At 50.2% G+C, this 15,317-nt stretch carries 12 protein-coding genes; 7 read left to right on the top strand and 5 right to left on the bottom strand.

Features of this window, described 5'->3' with window-relative positions:
* Together B5G10_RS00475 and B5G10_RS00470 are read right to left on the bottom strand one after the other, a co-directional pair.
* Entirely contained in the window at window positions 1–585 is a 585-nt protein-coding gene (locus B5G10_RS00475) for a DUF4827 family protein (protein ID WP_087422813.1), read from the bottom strand.
* 14 nt (window positions 586–599) lie between these two features.
* Entirely contained in the window at window positions 600–1,631 is a 1,032-nt protein-coding gene (locus tag B5G10_RS00470; protein ID WP_087422812.1) for a bifunctional oligoribonuclease/PAP phosphatase NrnA, read from the bottom strand.
* Between the two features lie 259 nt (window positions 1,632–1,890).
* On the opposite strand from B5G10_RS00470, the gene B5G10_RS00465 reads away from it, so the two are divergent.
* From B5G10_RS00465 to B5G10_RS00445, 5 genes are all read left to right on the top strand, one after another.
* The gene (locus B5G10_RS00465; protein ID WP_087422811.1) at window positions 1,891–3,846 is read left to right on the top strand and encodes a cytochrome c biogenesis protein CcdA; all 1,956 of its coding nucleotides are present in this window, start codon (window positions 1,891–1,893) and stop codon (window positions 3,844–3,846) included.
* Window positions 3,847–3,853: 7 nt separating this feature from the next.
* Window positions 3,854–4,642, top strand: a complete 789-nt coding sequence (gene mazG, locus B5G10_RS00460) for a nucleoside triphosphate pyrophosphohydrolase (protein ID WP_087422810.1) — start codon at window positions 3,854–3,856, stop codon at window positions 4,640–4,642.
* A gap of 64 nt (window positions 4,643–4,706) precedes the next feature.
* The gene (locus tag B5G10_RS00455; RefSeq protein ID WP_087422809.1) at window positions 4,707–6,341 is read left to right on the top strand and encodes a hypothetical protein; all 1,635 of its coding nucleotides are present in this window, start codon (window positions 4,707–4,709) and stop codon (window positions 6,339–6,341) included.
* A gap of 68 nt (window positions 6,342–6,409) precedes the next feature.
* Entirely contained in the window at window positions 6,410–8,482 is a 2,073-nt protein-coding gene (locus B5G10_RS00450) for a DNA topoisomerase 3 (RefSeq protein WP_087422808.1), read from the top strand.
* Window positions 8,479–9,000: an NUDIX domain-containing protein gene (locus tag B5G10_RS00445; protein ID WP_087422807.1), complete on the top strand. Its 522-nt coding sequence runs from the start codon at window positions 8,479–8,481 to the stop codon at window positions 8,998–9,000. Before B5G10_RS00450 ends, B5G10_RS00445 begins: the two co-directional genes overlap by 4 nt.
* A gap of 21 nt (window positions 9,001–9,021) precedes the next feature.
* Here the strand turns inward: B5G10_RS00445 and ybaK are convergent, their stop codons facing one another.
* The 3 genes from ybaK to tilS form a co-directional block, all read right to left on the bottom strand.
* Entirely contained in the window at window positions 9,022–9,498 is a 477-nt protein-coding gene (gene ybaK / locus B5G10_RS00440) for a Cys-tRNA(Pro) deacylase (protein ID WP_087422806.1), read from the bottom strand.
* Between the two features lie 155 nt (window positions 9,499–9,653).
* The gene (rho, locus tag B5G10_RS00435) at window positions 9,654–11,744 is read right to left on the bottom strand and encodes a transcription termination factor Rho (protein ID WP_087422805.1); all 2,091 of its coding nucleotides are present in this window, start codon (window positions 11,742–11,744) and stop codon (window positions 9,654–9,656) included.
* A 206-nt stretch (window positions 11,745–11,950) separates the two neighbouring features.
* On the bottom strand, window positions 11,951–13,300 hold the full coding sequence (gene tilS, locus B5G10_RS00430; RefSeq protein ID WP_087422804.1) for a tRNA lysidine(34) synthetase TilS: 1,350 nt from the start codon (window positions 13,298–13,300) through the stop codon (window positions 11,951–11,953).
* A 165-nt stretch (window positions 13,301–13,465) separates the two neighbouring features.
* Between tilS and pheS the strand changes: the two genes are divergently transcribed.
* Both pheS and nth read left to right on the top strand, forming a co-directional pair.
* Window positions 13,466–14,485, top strand: a complete 1,020-nt coding sequence (gene pheS / locus B5G10_RS00425; protein ID WP_087422803.1) for a phenylalanine--tRNA ligase subunit alpha — start codon at window positions 13,466–13,468, stop codon at window positions 14,483–14,485.
* A 98-nt stretch (window positions 14,486–14,583) separates the two neighbouring features.
* The gene (gene nth, locus B5G10_RS00420; RefSeq protein WP_087422802.1) at window positions 14,584–15,240 is read left to right on the top strand and encodes an endonuclease III; all 657 of its coding nucleotides are present in this window, start codon (window positions 14,584–14,586) and stop codon (window positions 15,238–15,240) included.
* The last annotated feature ends 77 nt before the right edge of the window (window positions 15,241–15,317 follow it).

Genomic DNA, 15,317 nt, shown 5'->3' with positions numbered 1-15,317 from the left:
TTATTTTGATTTGTTGTAGCGTATGAAATACAGATAAGGCATCACCGTCGAAGTCTCGGCCGTAAACCCGGCTTTGGCCCGAATAAGCAGGTTGACCCGACACTCATTCCCAAGAAAATACATAGGGTACTGTATGCCCGTGCCGTATTGTGTAGTCGATGACAGAGTCGTCTCGCCGAAACGAATCGTAATATAGTCCGAGGGATTGGTATTCCCTACCGGATCGGGATTACTGCCATTGACCAAAGCTTTCAAGTCGTAACGCAGGAAACGCAGGTTCACATCGTTGCCTTTTTCAAAACGGTCGTTCAAATCACCGGGCTCAAGCACCTGCATATAAACATTGCCGTCTGTATCAAGTTTGTAATACGGGACAGCCAGCGTGTCGTTGTTTGGGACATCTTGCAAGGAGATGAACACCGAGTCGGCCGGTATTTCGTTGATGACTATCTTATCAGCAAAAAATGCTTTCACGGCCTTGTCTTCTTCTTTCAACAAATCGGCATACGATTTACCGTCTTTACACGACGACAGAAGAGCTACGCCTGCCAACAAAACAAATAAAACTCGTGCTAACTTATTCATAATTTATCAAACTATTATTCTTTTACCATATATTTATCATAAAGAGGCAATATGCTGCGCAACAGAGCCTGAGCCTCTTCCATCGTGCCATAAAACTCTCCTCCGGCGGCATTCAAGTGACCGCCTCCGTTGAAATGCTCGGCTGCCACCTTGTTAACCGGGAAAGAACCTTTGGAGCGCATCGAAACCTTGATGTACTCTTTGTCTTCCCGCAGGAAAGTCGAGAACCGTATTCCTTCGATACCTAACGGAACATTCACCAGACCTTCGCTGTCGCCCTTGTGGTAATCATATTTCTTCAGCTCCTCGCGGGTAAGCGATATCAGGGCTGCCTTATACTCGGGAAAGATTTCCATCTTTTCGCTCACGGCATAACCGTTCAACCGCACTTTATCGGCCGAATTGGTATTATACACCAGCGCATAGATGCGGTCTTTATTGATTCCCAGTTTCACCAGCTCGGCAATGATATAGTAAATTGCGGGAGTATTGGAGTTGTAGGTAAAGTTCCCCGTATCGGTCATCATACCGGTATAGATGGCTTCGGCCGAATAGAGTCCCATGCTGTCAAACATACCCATGCGGCAGATGAGGCGGAATATTAATTCGCTGGTCGAAGCGACCTCGGGATGCGAAATGATTACATCGCAAAACTCATCGGGATTAAGGTGATGGTCAATAAGTACCTTTTTGGCCTCAGAGAGAGCAACAGACTTTTGCAAGCGGTCGATACGATTGAGCGTATTGAAATCGAGACAGAAGATGAGCTCGGCCTCTGTCATCAACTTCTCGGCAAATTCGGGGTAACGGGTATAGACGACAATCTCTTTGGTCCCTTTCAAAAAAAGCAGATTCTTGGGCAACAAATCGGGCACCACCACATTGACCTCTTTGCCCAGTCCATCGAGAAAGTGATACAATCCCAGTGACGCTCCTACGGCATCGCCATCGGGAGAAACGTGGCAAGTAATAACGATTTTCTCTTTTTTCTCTATCAGTTTGCGTACTTGCTGTATTTTTTCTTCCGCAATTATTTTGTTAATCATGTATCTCTATTAACGGGTTCTACTTTTTTATCTACACAAAGATAGCGCAAACGCCAACATCCTCCAACAAAAATGCCGATTCTGCCGCGTCTCGCCTCTCCTTTTTCACTCAGGACAAAGATAAAAATTATTATCCACATAGCGAACACTATTTTTGTTCATCTACATATTTTATCTATTATTACCCAAATCATCTTGGTAAATCGGTTTTTCATTTGATAGATATGCGCTATCTTTGCCCCACTAAAACAGAGTTGTTATGAGAAAAAATTTGCTCCTATCGATCTTGAGCCTGCTTCTCTGCATAGGTGTCCATGCGCAAATCATGGAGCCTGTCAAATGGAAAGTTTCCTTACAAGGCGATGGCCAGGAAAAAGAAATCGTTTTTCAAGCTTTTATCGAAGATGGATGGCATCTGTATGCTACCGATATTCCTAAAGGTGGGCCTATTGCCACCTCGTTTACTTTCGATGAAATGTCGCAGGTATCTCTGCAGGGCGATATCGTACCGGCCAAACGTCCACACGAAGAGTACAGCTCTTTGTTCGACATGAAACTGGGGTGGTACGACACCCAAATAGATTTCAAACAAGCTTTGAAGGTCGAGGATCCCGACAACTTCAAACTCACCGGCTACATTACCTATCAAGCATGCAACGATGTAACTTGCCTGCCCCCAACCAAATATGAATTCTCGTTTGGCAAAGAGAAGGTCGAAGAGGTTGCGGCTCCGGTAATGACACCCGTCAACTTCAACAAGAACCAATCATCATCCCTCACCGATCAACCCGGTTGGCAGCCTGTGGTATCCGAGATCCAGGCTATGGGCAGTGAAGGGGCATTGCACTCCAACTCGCTGTGGTTTATCTTCCTGTCGGGCTTTGTGGGGGGACTTCTGGCACTCCTCACCCCGTGTGTATGGCCCATGATTCCGCTCACCGTCAGCTTCTTCCTCAAAAAGCAGCAAAGCCGGCGCAAAGCTATCGGCGAAGCTATTCTCTATGGGCTCTCCATCATCGTTATCTATGTGGGCGCGGGATTGCTCATTACCCTTTTGTTCGGTGCCAGTGCCTTGAACGATTTGGCCACCAATGCCATCTTCAATATCCTGTTCTTCGCTCTGCTGGTTCTGTTTGCAGTCTCCTTCTTTGGCGCATTTGATATTACTCTGCCGGCATCGTGGAGCAACAAACTCGACCGAAAGGCCGATACGGCCACCGGCATCCTTGCCATCTTCTTCATGGCATTTACACTGGTGCTCGTTTCCTTCTCCTGTACGGGTCCCATCATAGGTACCCTTCTGGTCGAAGCCGCATCATGGGGCGGCACCTTGGCTCCAGCCGTGGGTATGGGTGGATTTGCCATTGCCCTGGCCATACCGTTTGCCCTGTTTGCCATGTTCCCTTCGCTCATGAAACAGATGCCCAAATCGGGTGGCTGGCTCAACATGGTCAAGGTTGTATTGGGATTCCTCGAACTGGCCCTGTCGCTCAAATTCCTCTCGGTAGCCGACCTGGCCTATGGCTGGCACATCCTCGACCGGGAGACCTTCCTGGTGCTCTGGATTGTCATCTTCGCGCTGCTGGGCTTCTACCTGTTGGGAAAAATCAGCTTCTCGCACGACTCCCCGGTGAAACATGTATCGGTTCCCCGACTCTTCCTGGCAATCGTGTCGCTCTCGTTCTCCCTCTATATGATTCCCGGTTTGTGGGGTGCCCCGTTAAAAGCTATCAGTGCTTTTGCTCCGCCGCTATATACTCAGGATTTCAACCTGTATGACAAAGAAGTACATGCAGCCTTCAACGACTACAACGAAGGGTTGGCCTACGCCCGCAAAGAGAAGAAACCCATACTCATCGACTTCTCGGGATACGGTTGTGTAAACTGCCGCAAGATGGAGGCCTCGGTTTGGACCGATGCGAATGTGAAACAGATTCTCGAAAATAAATATGTACTCATCACCCTCATGGTTGATGACAAGGAAAATCTGAGTGAACCTATCACGGTCACCGAGAACGGCAAGCAGGTGAAACTGACTACCGTGGGAGAAAAGTGGAGCTTCCTGCAACGCTATAAATTCGGAGCCAATGCGCAACCTTACTATGTAATTATCAACGACAAAGGCGAACCGTTGGCACCTCCTTACGGATACGACGAAAGCGTACCCCGCTTCATCGAATTCCTGCAAAAAGGATTACAAGCTTTCAATAAATAAAACGATTATGTCACACACAAAAGAAGAAAAGACAGAAGCATTCGGTCGCCTTATCGACATACTCGATATTTTACGCGAAAAATGCCCCTGGGACCACAAACAGACCAACGAGAGTTTGAGGCCCAACACCATAGAAGAGACATATGAACTGTGCGATGCCCTCATTCGCCACGACAGTGAGGCTACGAAAAAGGAGCTGGGCGACGTGTTGCTGCACATTGCATTCTATGCCAAAATAGGCGAAGAGAACGGTACCTTCGACATTGCCGATGTGTGCAATGCCCTTTGCGACAAACTCATCTACCGCCACCCGCATGTGTTTGGCACGACCCACGTCGAGGGTTCGAACGAGGTGGAGCAGAACTGGGAACAGCTGAAGCTGAAAGAAAAAGGCGGCAACAAGACGGTACTCGAAGGCGTTCCATCGGCCCTGCCTGCCCTGATCAAAGCCTATCGCATACAAGACAAGGCCCGCAATGTGGGGTTCGACTGGGAAGAGCGCTCGCAGGTCTGGGACAAGGTTCATGAGGAATTCGATGAGTTGAAAGAAGAAATCGACCACATGGATCCCGCCAATATGGAGAGCGAGTTTGGCGATCTCTTCTTCAGCCTGATCAATGCGGCCCGACTCTATGGTATCAACCCCGAGAATGCATTGGAACACACCAATCAGAAGTTTATACGCCGGTTCAACTACCTCGAACACGAAACCCTGCAAAAGGGGCGTAACCTAAAGGATATGACGCTTGCCGAGATGGATGCCATCTGGGATGAAGCGAAAAAGAAAGGTCTGTAAATCGGCTACACACAATTGAACCAATTGAGGCTCTCATCTGTTTATTTGCTATACCGAATAACCGATGAGAGCTTTTTTATTACTCCTCCTCTCGCTGGGCCTGTTGTCTTTGAGGGCCGAAAGCATTCTCATAGCCCCGGCCTGGAAAGCCCGCAACACCCCGGTAATCACCATCGACAGCATCTTGCTGCGCGACACGATGAGCCGGCTGTACATCACCCTGAAACAGATCCCCCACACCACCCTCACCCTGCACGACGACTGGGTCATACAGGACAGCCTGGGCGGCCTTATTGGCCGGGTGAAAGATATGGACGGCGCCGATTTCAATCGCATCTTCCAATTCGACACCGACAGCATCATCGCCATCGAAATGGATTTCCCCGCTCTGCCCTCCTCCCTGCATGAATTTGATTTAATAGGAAACAAGATTTCGGGCGAGATGCGTGTCATCGGAGTATCGCTCACCCGGCAACACCAGGCATCCACACCCTCTCTGCCTCAGTTCAGAACGACATCATCCCCCCCGATCCCGGTAATTACCTTTGAACCCGACTCGGCCTTGTTGCAAGGAGTGCTTGTCGGCTACCATCACCGATTGGGGCTGCCCGACGGGAAAATCGTGCTGCCCGATCTCTTTACCGGGCTGCAGACAACCATTACCGTCCCCATCGCAGCCGACGGCTCTTTCGCGGTGCGACTTCCCGTCACTCACCCCATGCAGCAAAAGTTGGTCTTGTGCGACCGCTACATCCCGTTTTATATCGAGCCCGCCGATACCCTCTTTATCCAAGTCTCCCTTGACGAACTGTTCGCCCCCTATCGATATATCGGAGAAATAGAACAAAATTGCCTCCACTTAATCTATGTAGGACGAAATGCTCAAACCAACCGAGACCTGCGACAGATACGCCTGCAAAACATCGGCGAGAACGAAGCGTGGTTCAAGGCATTGAATACCCTCTCTCCATCGCAATACCGGTTGTTTGAGGAGAATAAATTTAAAGTAAAACTTCAACAAATAAAAGCGACATTGCTCGACGAAGAGCAGACAAAAAAGAGCTACTTCCTCTCCATTCTCAACAGTTACTATCTATATCTTTCGCATCTACTTGTATATAATATGATTAATAAAACAGACACTGCTTGCGAATATGAGTTTATTAAATTGAAAGAATACCCATTCGATACCATCAGAGCGCTCAATAATCCTTTTTCAACAGCATCGGAATACTATCTCGACTTTATCTCCTTACTCGAAAACAAAGAGGCAACGGCCCCTCCTCCGGTCTGGAGCTGCAACGAGTTTATGGCCGCACTCGAAGAGCGTGGTATTGCCTTATCTCCTGTAGAAAAGGCTGCACTAAAATTTGCTTTAGGCGAAAACAGCACACCACCATCCCGTCTTCGGGAAATAATCCAACAACTTAACGAAAGAAGTGAAAAAGAACAGATTTCGATGCGGGAAGAGCGATTGAGAAACCGACGGAAAGAGGTATATAGACGCCTCCTGAGCAACCCCGACGACTTCACCTTTCAGCTACTCGAAACCCGGCGATTGTTCAAATTGCTGCAATCTTTGAGGCAACCGTTGTCCACTGCCGAAATAGAGGAGCTTACCCCGTCGGTTCAAGACCCGCATCTAAAACGCATAATCAAAACGCTACAATGGAACACAAGGCGACGGATGAGACGGTAAAACACAAGGCAAAATAAAAATAAAAGCGTACCTTTGCACCTGTAAAAAATCGAAAGCCGAACCCCGATATGAAAGTGTGCATTGCCGAGAAACCCAGTGTTGCCAAAGAGATAGCCGATATCGTAGGTGCCAAAAGCCGGCACGACGGCTACTACGAAGGCAACGGCTACCAGGTGACTTGGACCTATGGCCACCTGTGCACCCTGAAGGAGCCTCACGAATATACCGACCAATGGAAGCAATGGACCTTGCGGTCGCTCCCCATGATACCTACGCGATTTGGTATCAAGCTGATACCCGACCGTGGCATCGAAAAACAGTTTGGCATTATCGAGTCGCTCATGTCCAAAGCCGAGGCCGTAATCAACTGCGGTGATGCCGGACAAGAGGGAGAACTCATCCAACGTTGGGTCATGCAAAAGGCAGCCTGTAAGTGCCCGGTTTACCGCCTTTGGATCTCGTCGTTGACTGAGGAATCCATTCGTGAAGGATTCCAAAACCTCAAACCGCAAACCGAGTTCGACTCGCTCTACTTTGCCGGACTGTCACGAGCCATTGGCGACTGGCTGTTGGGTATGAATGCTACCCGCCTCTATACGCTCAAATATGGGCAGAACCGCCAGGTCCTCTCTATCGGGCGAGTACAGACCCCTACCCTGGCTCTCATTGTCAACCGACAACTCGAGATAGACCACTTCGTGCCCCAACCCTATTGGGAACTGAAAACCGTCTATCGCGATACCACCTTCTCAGTCACCAAGGGGCGATTCCAAACCGAAGAAGAGGGTAAGGATTTTCTGCAAAAGATCGAAGGATTTCCCTTTACCGTAACCGACATCACCACCAAGCAGGGCAAAGAGGCCCCGCCCAGACTCTTCGACCTCACCAGCCTACAGGTCGAGTGCAACAAAAAATTCTCCTACTCGGCCGAGAATACCTTGAAAATCATCCAATCGCTCTATGAAAAGAAGGTGACCACCTACCCGCGCGTCGATACCACCTTCCTGAGCGACGATATCTATCCCAAGGTACCGGGCATCCTGGCGGCTCTCACCGATTACCAGACGTTGACCGCCCCGTTCCAAACCGGCAAGATACCCAAGAGCAAAAAGGTGTTCGACAACTCCAAGGTGACCGACCACCATGCCATCATTCCCACCAATGTCAAGGCTACCAATCTCACTGCCGAGGAGCGCAAGGTCTATGACCTGGTGGCCCGGCGTTTTATCGCAGCCTTTTACCCCGACTGTACCATCTCCAATACCGTAGTGATGGGTGATGTGAATCAGGTGGAATTCAAGGCGACGGGCAAACAGATTCTCTCGCCGGGATGGCGCACCGTATTCGGGAAAGAGGAGGAGAACAGCGACGAAAGCGAAAGCACCCTGCCCGCTTTTATCAAAGGAGAGACAGGCCCCCACACGCCGGCCTTGGCCGAGAAGTGGACCCAACCGCCCAAGCCCTACACCGAGGCTACTTTGCTGAGGGCGATGGAGACAGCGGGAAAGATGGTCGAGGATGAGGAGTTGCGCGACGCCCTCAAGGAGAATGGCATCGGAAGACCTTCGACCCGTGCGGCCATTATCGAAACTCTGTTCAAGCGCCACTACATCCGCAAGGAGCGAAAGAACCTCATTGCCACCCAAACGGGCATCGAGCTCATCGGGACCATCCGCGACGAGCTGCTCAAGTCGGCCGAACTGACCGGTATCTGGGAAAACAAGCTGCGTAAAATCGAGCGTAACGAATATCGAGCTGCCGATTTTCTGGAAGAGTTGAAAAAGATGGTCGGCGAGATTGTGCTGCATGTTCTCAGCGACAATTCGGGTCGCATCACGGCAGCCACTCCTGTGCCCGAAGCGCCCAAGAAAAAAGAGAAGAACGCCACGCCGGCCAAGCCTCGCAAAAAAAAGGCCGCCAAAAGCAATGATACTCCGGCCGCCGACAAACAACCGTTGTTGTGCCCGCTATGCCATGCCGGCGAAGTGATCCAAGGCAAGACGGCCTATGGGTGCAGCCGATGGCGCGAAGGGTGTACCTTCAGATTACCGTTTGGAGAAGATGGCAAGCCTCTTGACGAAGCGACTCTGCGCAAGCGAATACAAACCTATAAACCCGACAACAATACAGCGCAATCATGAGTAAAGAAGAATGGTTTCCTTTAATCGACGAGCAAGGGAGGGTCATCGGCAAGGCCACCCGACAGGAGTGCCACAACGGTTCCAAACTGCTCCACCCTGTCGTGCATCTGCACATTCTCAACCGCCACGGCGACCTGTACCTGCAAAAACGTTCGATGAGCAAAGACATACAACCCGGTAAATGGGATACAGCCGTAGGCGGACACGTCGATTATGGCGAGCACATCGAGGAAGCCCTGGCTCGTGAAGTGCGTGAAGAGTTGGGCATTACACAATTCACCCCACACCCGGCAATTACCTATATCTTCGAATCGGCCCGTGAGCGTGAAATGGTACATGCCTACTATACCTGCTACGACGGCCCCATAACCATAGACCCTGTCGAAATCGATGCCGGCCGATACTGGCCTATCGCCGAGATACACCAGAACCAGGGGAAAGGAGTCTTTACCCCCAACTTCGAGCAGGAGTTCCTGCGCATCGAGCCCCTGCTTCTGCAGGCCACCCACGAAATCTGAGCAAGCGAGAATATCGACGAATTAATCAATCATATCGCCCACCTGAGCCGAAACGAAACCGATCAGGTCGTTGGGTGCGATTTTAATCTGCAGGCCACGCTGCCCGGCACTGATATAGATATAGTCGTGCGAAAGACAACTCTCCTGAATATAGACGGGAAAGTTTTTCTTCATGCCAATAGGCGAACAACCGCCACGAATATATCCTGTCGTGGGTAAAAGCTCCTTCATGGCTATCATCTCGGCGCTTTTGTTGCCCGACATCTTGGCCGCTTTTTTCAAATCGACCTCCTTGTCGCCGGGAATCACGCACACAAATATGCCGTGCTTGTCGCCTCGCAATACCAGGGTTTTGAATACCTGGGCAATATCTTCGCCCAACTGTTCGGCCACATGAGTAGCTGCCAGATTATTCTCGTCAACCTCATACGGGACCAGCTCGTAAGCGATTTTTCCCCGGTCGAGCAACCGGGCCGCATTGGTCTTGTTTATTTTCATAAGTCACATCTCCTAACGGGGAGCAAAGGTAGCTATTTTATCGCTGGTTTTGTATCCTGCCAACCTTTAATAAAAATAAACCCCGAGAGCTTTTCTCTTCTGCTCCCGGGGTTCAATATTCGATAAGAGAGAGAACTCGCCCCTCTCAAAACAGATTAGTCGTTCATCGACAGCAACAGTTCCTCGTTCGACGAGGTACGTTCCATGCGGTCTCTCATGAATTCCATAGCCTCGATCGAGTTCATATCCGATAGATAGCGGCGTAATATCCACATGCGGTTGAGCGTATCTTTAGGCAATAGCAGGTCGTCGCGACGAGTACTCGAAGCCGTAATATCGACAGCCGGGAAGATGCGCTTGTTGGAGAGTTTCCGGTCGAGTTGCAACTCCATGTTGCCGGTTCCCTTGAACTCTTCGAAAATCACCTCGTCCATCTTCGAGCCCGTCTCTGTCAAGGCCGTAGCGATAATCGTGAGGCTACCGCCATTCTCGATATTACGGGCTGCACCAAAGAAGCGTTTGGGCTTGTGCAGGGCGTTGGCATCGACACCACCCGAAAGCACCTTGCCCGATGCAGGCGATACCGTGTTGTAAGCCCGAGCCAGACGAGTAATGGAGTCGAGCAGAATCACTACGTCGTGACCACATTCAACCATACGTTTGGCTTTCTCCAGCACGATGCTGGCCACTTTCACATGACGCTCGGCAGGTTCGTCGAAAGTCGAGGAAATAACTTCGGCCTTCACACTGCGAGCCATATCGGTTACCTCCTCGGGACGCTCGTCGATGAGAAGGATAATCATATAGACCTCGGGGTGATTCTCCGAGATAGCGTTGGCAATATCTTTCAGCAATACCGTTTTACCGGTTTTCGGGGGAGCTACGATCAAGCCACGCTGACCTTTGCCAATGGGCGAAAACATATCAACCACACGGGTCGATAGGTTGCAATACTTACCGCTGGTCAAGTCGAATTTCTCATCGGGGAAAAGCGGAGTCAAGTGATCGAACGGAACCCGGTCACGCACATACTCGGGCGTGCGACCGTTGATTTTCTCGACCTTCACCAACGGGAAATACTTCTCACCCTCCTTGGGCGGGCGGATGGGCCCCTCGACTACATCGCCCGTCTTCAAGCCAAACAGCTTGATTTGCGACTGCGATACATATACATCGTCGGGCGACGTGAGGTAGTTATAATCCGACGAACGGAGGAATCCGTACCCGTCGGGCATCATCTCCAACACACCTACGCCAGTGAGAATACCGTCGAAATCATAAGGCTTTTCGACCGGTTTCGGCTCGGGAGCAGGTTGCTGGTTTTGATTGTTGTTGGGATTATTGATGCGGTTCTGAGGTACGAAAGTACGTTGTCCACGGGGAACGAACCGTTGTTTTTCGCTGTGCGGGAAGAATGTTTGCAGCGACGAAGGTTGCAACGGAGGCAGTTGCGACGACTGCTGGTGTTGCTGAGGCTGTTGTTGGGGCTGTTGCTGTTGTATCGGTTGGGGTTGAACCGGTTGTTGCGGTTGCTCCTCGGCAGATTTATTGTCGCTTTGAGGTTGAGCCTCGACAGACTGTGAAGTCAAGGGGAGTGCAGGTTGCTGCGGTTGGGCGTCGCTGGCCGACTCTACGAGAACGGCTTTCTTCTGAATCCGTTTACGCTGCTTGGTCTGCCCACCCATTGCTTGAGGTTGTTGAGGTTGAGCCTCGGGTGTTTCAGCTGCCGGAGTATGTTCTACCACAGGCGCTGTATTCTCTTTCAAATTTTCAAACAGCTCGGCCACAGGTTCTTTCAGAGCAGGATGAGAAGCCAGGCCCGTCTCTTCGATAATAGCCGATATCTCTTTCAAATCGGGAGTCTCAACAGGTTCGGCTGTTTTCTCGGGCGTGCTGTTACCCTTGGTTTCGTTTTTCTTTTTCCGACCTCTTTTCTTCGGTTCATTCGCATTGCTCGAGTCCGTTGCGGCAGCGGCATCAGCCGGTTCTGCATCGGGTTTATTTTCGGTCTCCTTCGGTTTGTCGGAGGCTGTCTTTTCTTTATTCTTTTTAGGTTTAGGCCCTCTTTTCTTAGGAGCAGGAGGATTGGCTGCAGCTTTACTGGCCATGTCGATAGCCTGCTGATCCAGAATCTTATAGACAAGATCTTCCTTTTCAGAGCTGTCAATTTTCTGAATACCCATCTCGGTGGCTATCGCTTTTAACTGGTCAAGAGTCTTAGCGCTTAATTCTAAAATATTATACATGAATAGTAAATAAATATGATTTACACTTTATATTTATCGACGCACCCTGTATGCCCTAGATACATACCGGCCGAAAAAACAAATATATCTATTGGATTTGCTTGAATTATGCTGCGTACAGAATTTTCACTACGCAATTCAGTGAACAAATATACGGCTGATTTACCAAACAAAACAAGGATTGTAAAATTAAGTTTGTATTTTAACTATTTTTTATAATTAAATTCGATAATTCTTTTCGTATCGGGTGTAACCCGGTATCCATCGGCTGTTCGCTCACCCAAGATCCACAGAATCGTATCGCCCGAACACAGCAACAGAGCATTGGATTTATCGATTAAGGAATATTTGCGGTCGGCAAAATAATCGCTCAACTTGCGGCTCCCCTTCATGCCGAATGGCCGGAAACGATCTCCTATGCGCCATCGGCGAACAGTAAGCGGGAATGTAATCTTGTCCAGGTCGAAAGAGGCATAAGCCTTGTCTCGAGGTACCTCATACGATTCGCTACTCACACAACGATACGACAAGCGTCCTTCCAAAAACGCCTCGGCATCCCGGGCCGATGCAATAGTGACCACTACATCGTCGGCCGACAAGTCGGCCTCCTGCTGCACCCATATCAACGCATCGCGGTCTTTTACGACACGTTGCCCGGGAACCAGAAACACTCGGCCCGACTCACCGTCACAAGCGGTCAATATCTCGTCGATCTGGTCGGGTACAAAACCATGAGGCGAAAGCAATTCAAACAAAAAGGCCCGCGGCGACGGGAGCGCCCTAAGTCGATCAATGGGGATACGCACTTGGGCTCCTTCAGCGACCAACACCTCGCGCTGCTCTTGCTCGATAGCCTGGCGATAAACACGCTCCACCTCTCTCAAATTCTGCATGGTGGCATAGATGGAACGGTCGGCCGAGGGGTTGATCGTACGAAGCAACGGCAGCACCTCGAGCCTGATTTTATTCCGCACATAAATTGCCTCGAGATTGGTATGATCGACCACGTGCGAAAGCTTCTGATCCGAGAGGTATTGCTCTATTTCCTGCCTCGAGACCGGCAGAAAGGGACGCACCACAAAACCGTTACGAGGACGCATTGACGTGAGTCCGGCAATGCCTGTTCCCCGCACCAGATTCAATAGCAAAGTCTCTACGCTGTCATCGCGATGATGGGCCACGGCAATTGCCTGAGCCCCATATTGCAAGCGCTTTTCTTCGAACCAGTCGTAGCGCAATCGGCGGCAAGCCATCTCGATGGACAGACCGTTTTCCCGGGCATACGGTTCTGTATCGAACGAGACTTCGTCGAAAGGTATCCCCCACTGCCGCGCAATCTCGCAGGTAAAATTGCGGTCTCGCAGCGACTCGTCGCCCCTCAGATTGAAATTGCAATGGCAGGCGATACACGCATAGCCCAGCCGGGTGAGCACATGAAGCAGCGCCACCGAATCGGCTCCGCCGCTTATACCCACGACAACGGGGGCCGACTTGTCCAACAGGTGGTTATCGGCAATAAACGACTCAATCTGTTGCAGGAACGGAAGTTTTAGCATAGAGACTTACCTTGAAAAAGTAAAACAAAAGTAGTAATAAAGGTCGATTTCTTCATCGCTAAACCTCTTTTTTTAGACGTAAGCCAAAAATATTTCGACCAAATCCACCCGGCAAGACATCATTTATTATTAAATTTGCATTTTGAATCTAAGAAGTACACAGGTATGATTGAAAAAATCCAACGTATCAGAGAAGAAATCGAAGCATTAAAAGTTTCTAAATCAGAAGATTTAGAGGCTATTCGTATAAAATACCTCAGCAAAAAGGGAGAGATTTCGCAACTTTTCAACGACTTCAGAAATGTGGCTGCCGACCAGAAACGTGAAATGGGCAAGCAATTGAACGAACTGAAAGAACGGGCTCTCGAAAAACTCAACGAGTTGAAAAGCGAGTTTGAAGAGACTCACTCCGACGAGCAAAATATCGACCTCACCCGTACGGCCTATCCCATTCCGCTGGGTTCGAGACATCCGCTCTCTTTGGTAAAGAACGAAATTTGCGACATCTTTGGCCGGTTGGGTTTCTCGATTGCCGAGGGTCCCGAGATTGAAGACGACTGGCACGTATTCTCGGCGTTGAACTTTGCCGAAGATCACCCCGCCCGCGATATGCAAGACACCTTCTTCATCCAGCGGTCGCCCGATATTCTGCTGCGCACCCACACTTCGTCGGTACAGACCCGCACGATGGAGCATGCACAGCCCCCTATCCGCATCATCTGCCCGGGGCGCGTATATCGTAACGAGGCCATATCGTACCGGGCACACTGTTTCTTCCACCAGGTAGAGGCTCTCTACATCGACAAGAATGTATCGTTTGCCGATTTGAAACAGGCACTTCTCTACTTTGCCAAGGAGATGTTTGGCAACGAAACCCAAATACGGCTCCGCCCCTCCTACTTCCCCTTCACCGAGCCTTCGGCCGAGATGGATATCTCGTGCAACATTTGCGGGGGTAAAGGCTGCGCCTTCTGCAAGCACACCGGCTGGGTAGAGATTCTGGGCTGCGGCATGGTCGATCCCAATGTACTTGACGCCTGTGGCATCGACAGCAAAGTATATAGCGGTTATGCCTTGGGTATGGGTATCGAACGTATTACCAACCTCAAATACAAAGTAAAAGACTTGCGCATGTTCTCCGAGAACGATGTGCGTTTCCTCGAGGAGTTCCAGTCGGCCCATTAACCGTCGATATTACAAGGAGTGCAAGCAGAAACCGCCAGCATGTAGCAAACACGCGCAAGGGGTTCTGCATCATCTCATGATAAATCAAGTATAGCGCTATGACTACAAAGGAACGATACGAAGGAGTGATCAAGTGGTTTCAAGAGAACCGACCGGTTGCCGAAACCGAACTGCACTATCACGACCCGTTTCAGCTGCTTGTTGCTGTGATTCTCTCGGCGCAATGTACCGACAAACGGGTAAATATGGTGACTCCGGCTCTCTTCGAGGCCTTCCCAACTCCCCAGGCGATGGCCCAAGCCACCCCCGAAGAGGTCTTCCCCTATGTCAAAAGCGTGTCATACCCCAACAACAAGTCGAAACATTTGGTGGGCATGGCCCGCACTCTCGTCGAAGAGTTTGGCGGCGTAGTCCCCTCTGAGGTAAACGAGCTGCAAAAGCTGCCCGGCGTGGGGCGCAAGACCGCCAATGTAGTTGCATCGGTTGTCTTTCACAAAGAGGCCATGGCTGTCGATACCCATGTATTCAGAGTCTCCAACCGCATAGGACTTACCAATAATTCAAAGACTCCGCTCGAGACCGAGAAGACTTTGGTCAAGAACATACCGGGACACTTGCTACCTATCGCTCACCATTGGCTCATCCTGCATGGACGGTACGTGTGCACGGCTCGCAAGCCCAATTGTCTGGAGTGTGGAATACGCGAATATTGCAAGTTCTACAACCGCTCCGGGAAGACAAAGAGCGAGGAGTAAACCTCAACCTCTGGCCATCAAAGAAACTAAGACTTATGATATAGAAAAGAGTAGCCGGGAATAATTTCCCGGCTACT

Origin of the sequence: Barnesiella sp. An55 (genome assembly GCF_002161555.1) — a bacterium.
Taxonomy (GTDB): domain Bacteria; phylum Bacteroidota; class Bacteroidia; order Bacteroidales; family Barnesiellaceae; genus Barnesiella; species Barnesiella merdipullorum.
Note: the sequence above shows the minus strand (reverse complement) of the source record. Positions and strands in the feature narration are given on the sequence as shown.

Excerpts from the sequence above, each read along its gene's own strand:
- B5G10_RS00475 (WP_087422813.1), bottom strand. The coding sequence starts at position 585 with ATGAATAAGTTAGCACGAGTTTTATTTGTTTTGTTGGCAGGCGTAGCT.
- B5G10_RS00470 (WP_087422812.1), bottom strand. The coding sequence starts at position 1,631 with ATGATTAACAAAATAATTGCGGAAGAAAAAATACAGCAAGTACGCAAA.
- B5G10_RS00465 (WP_087422811.1), top strand. The coding sequence starts at position 1,891 with ATGAGAAAAAATTTGCTCCTATCGATCTTGAGCCTGCTTCTCTGCATA.
- mazG (WP_087422810.1), top strand. The coding sequence starts at position 3,854 with ATGTCACACACAAAAGAAGAAAAGACAGAAGCATTCGGTCGCCTTATC.
- B5G10_RS00455 (WP_087422809.1), top strand. The coding sequence starts at position 4,707 with ATGAGAGCTTTTTTATTACTCCTCCTCTCGCTGGGCCTGTTGTCTTTG.
- B5G10_RS00450 (WP_087422808.1), top strand. The coding sequence starts at position 6,410 with ATGAAAGTGTGCATTGCCGAGAAACCCAGTGTTGCCAAAGAGATAGCC.
- B5G10_RS00445 (WP_087422807.1), top strand. The coding sequence starts at position 8,479 with ATGAGTAAAGAAGAATGGTTTCCTTTAATCGACGAGCAAGGGAGGGTC.
- ybaK (WP_087422806.1), bottom strand. The coding sequence starts at position 9,498 with ATGAAAATAAACAAGACCAATGCGGCCCGGTTGCTCGACCGGGGAAAA.
- rho (WP_087422805.1), bottom strand. The coding sequence starts at position 11,744 with ATGTATAATATTTTAGAATTAAGCGCTAAGACTCTTGACCAGTTAAAA.
- tilS (WP_087422804.1), bottom strand. The coding sequence starts at position 13,300 with ATGCTAAAACTTCCGTTCCTGCAACAGATTGAGTCGTTTATTGCCGAT.
- pheS (WP_087422803.1), top strand. The coding sequence starts at position 13,466 with ATGATTGAAAAAATCCAACGTATCAGAGAAGAAATCGAAGCATTAAAA.
- nth (WP_087422802.1), top strand. The coding sequence starts at position 14,584 with ATGACTACAAAGGAACGATACGAAGGAGTGATCAAGTGGTTTCAAGAG.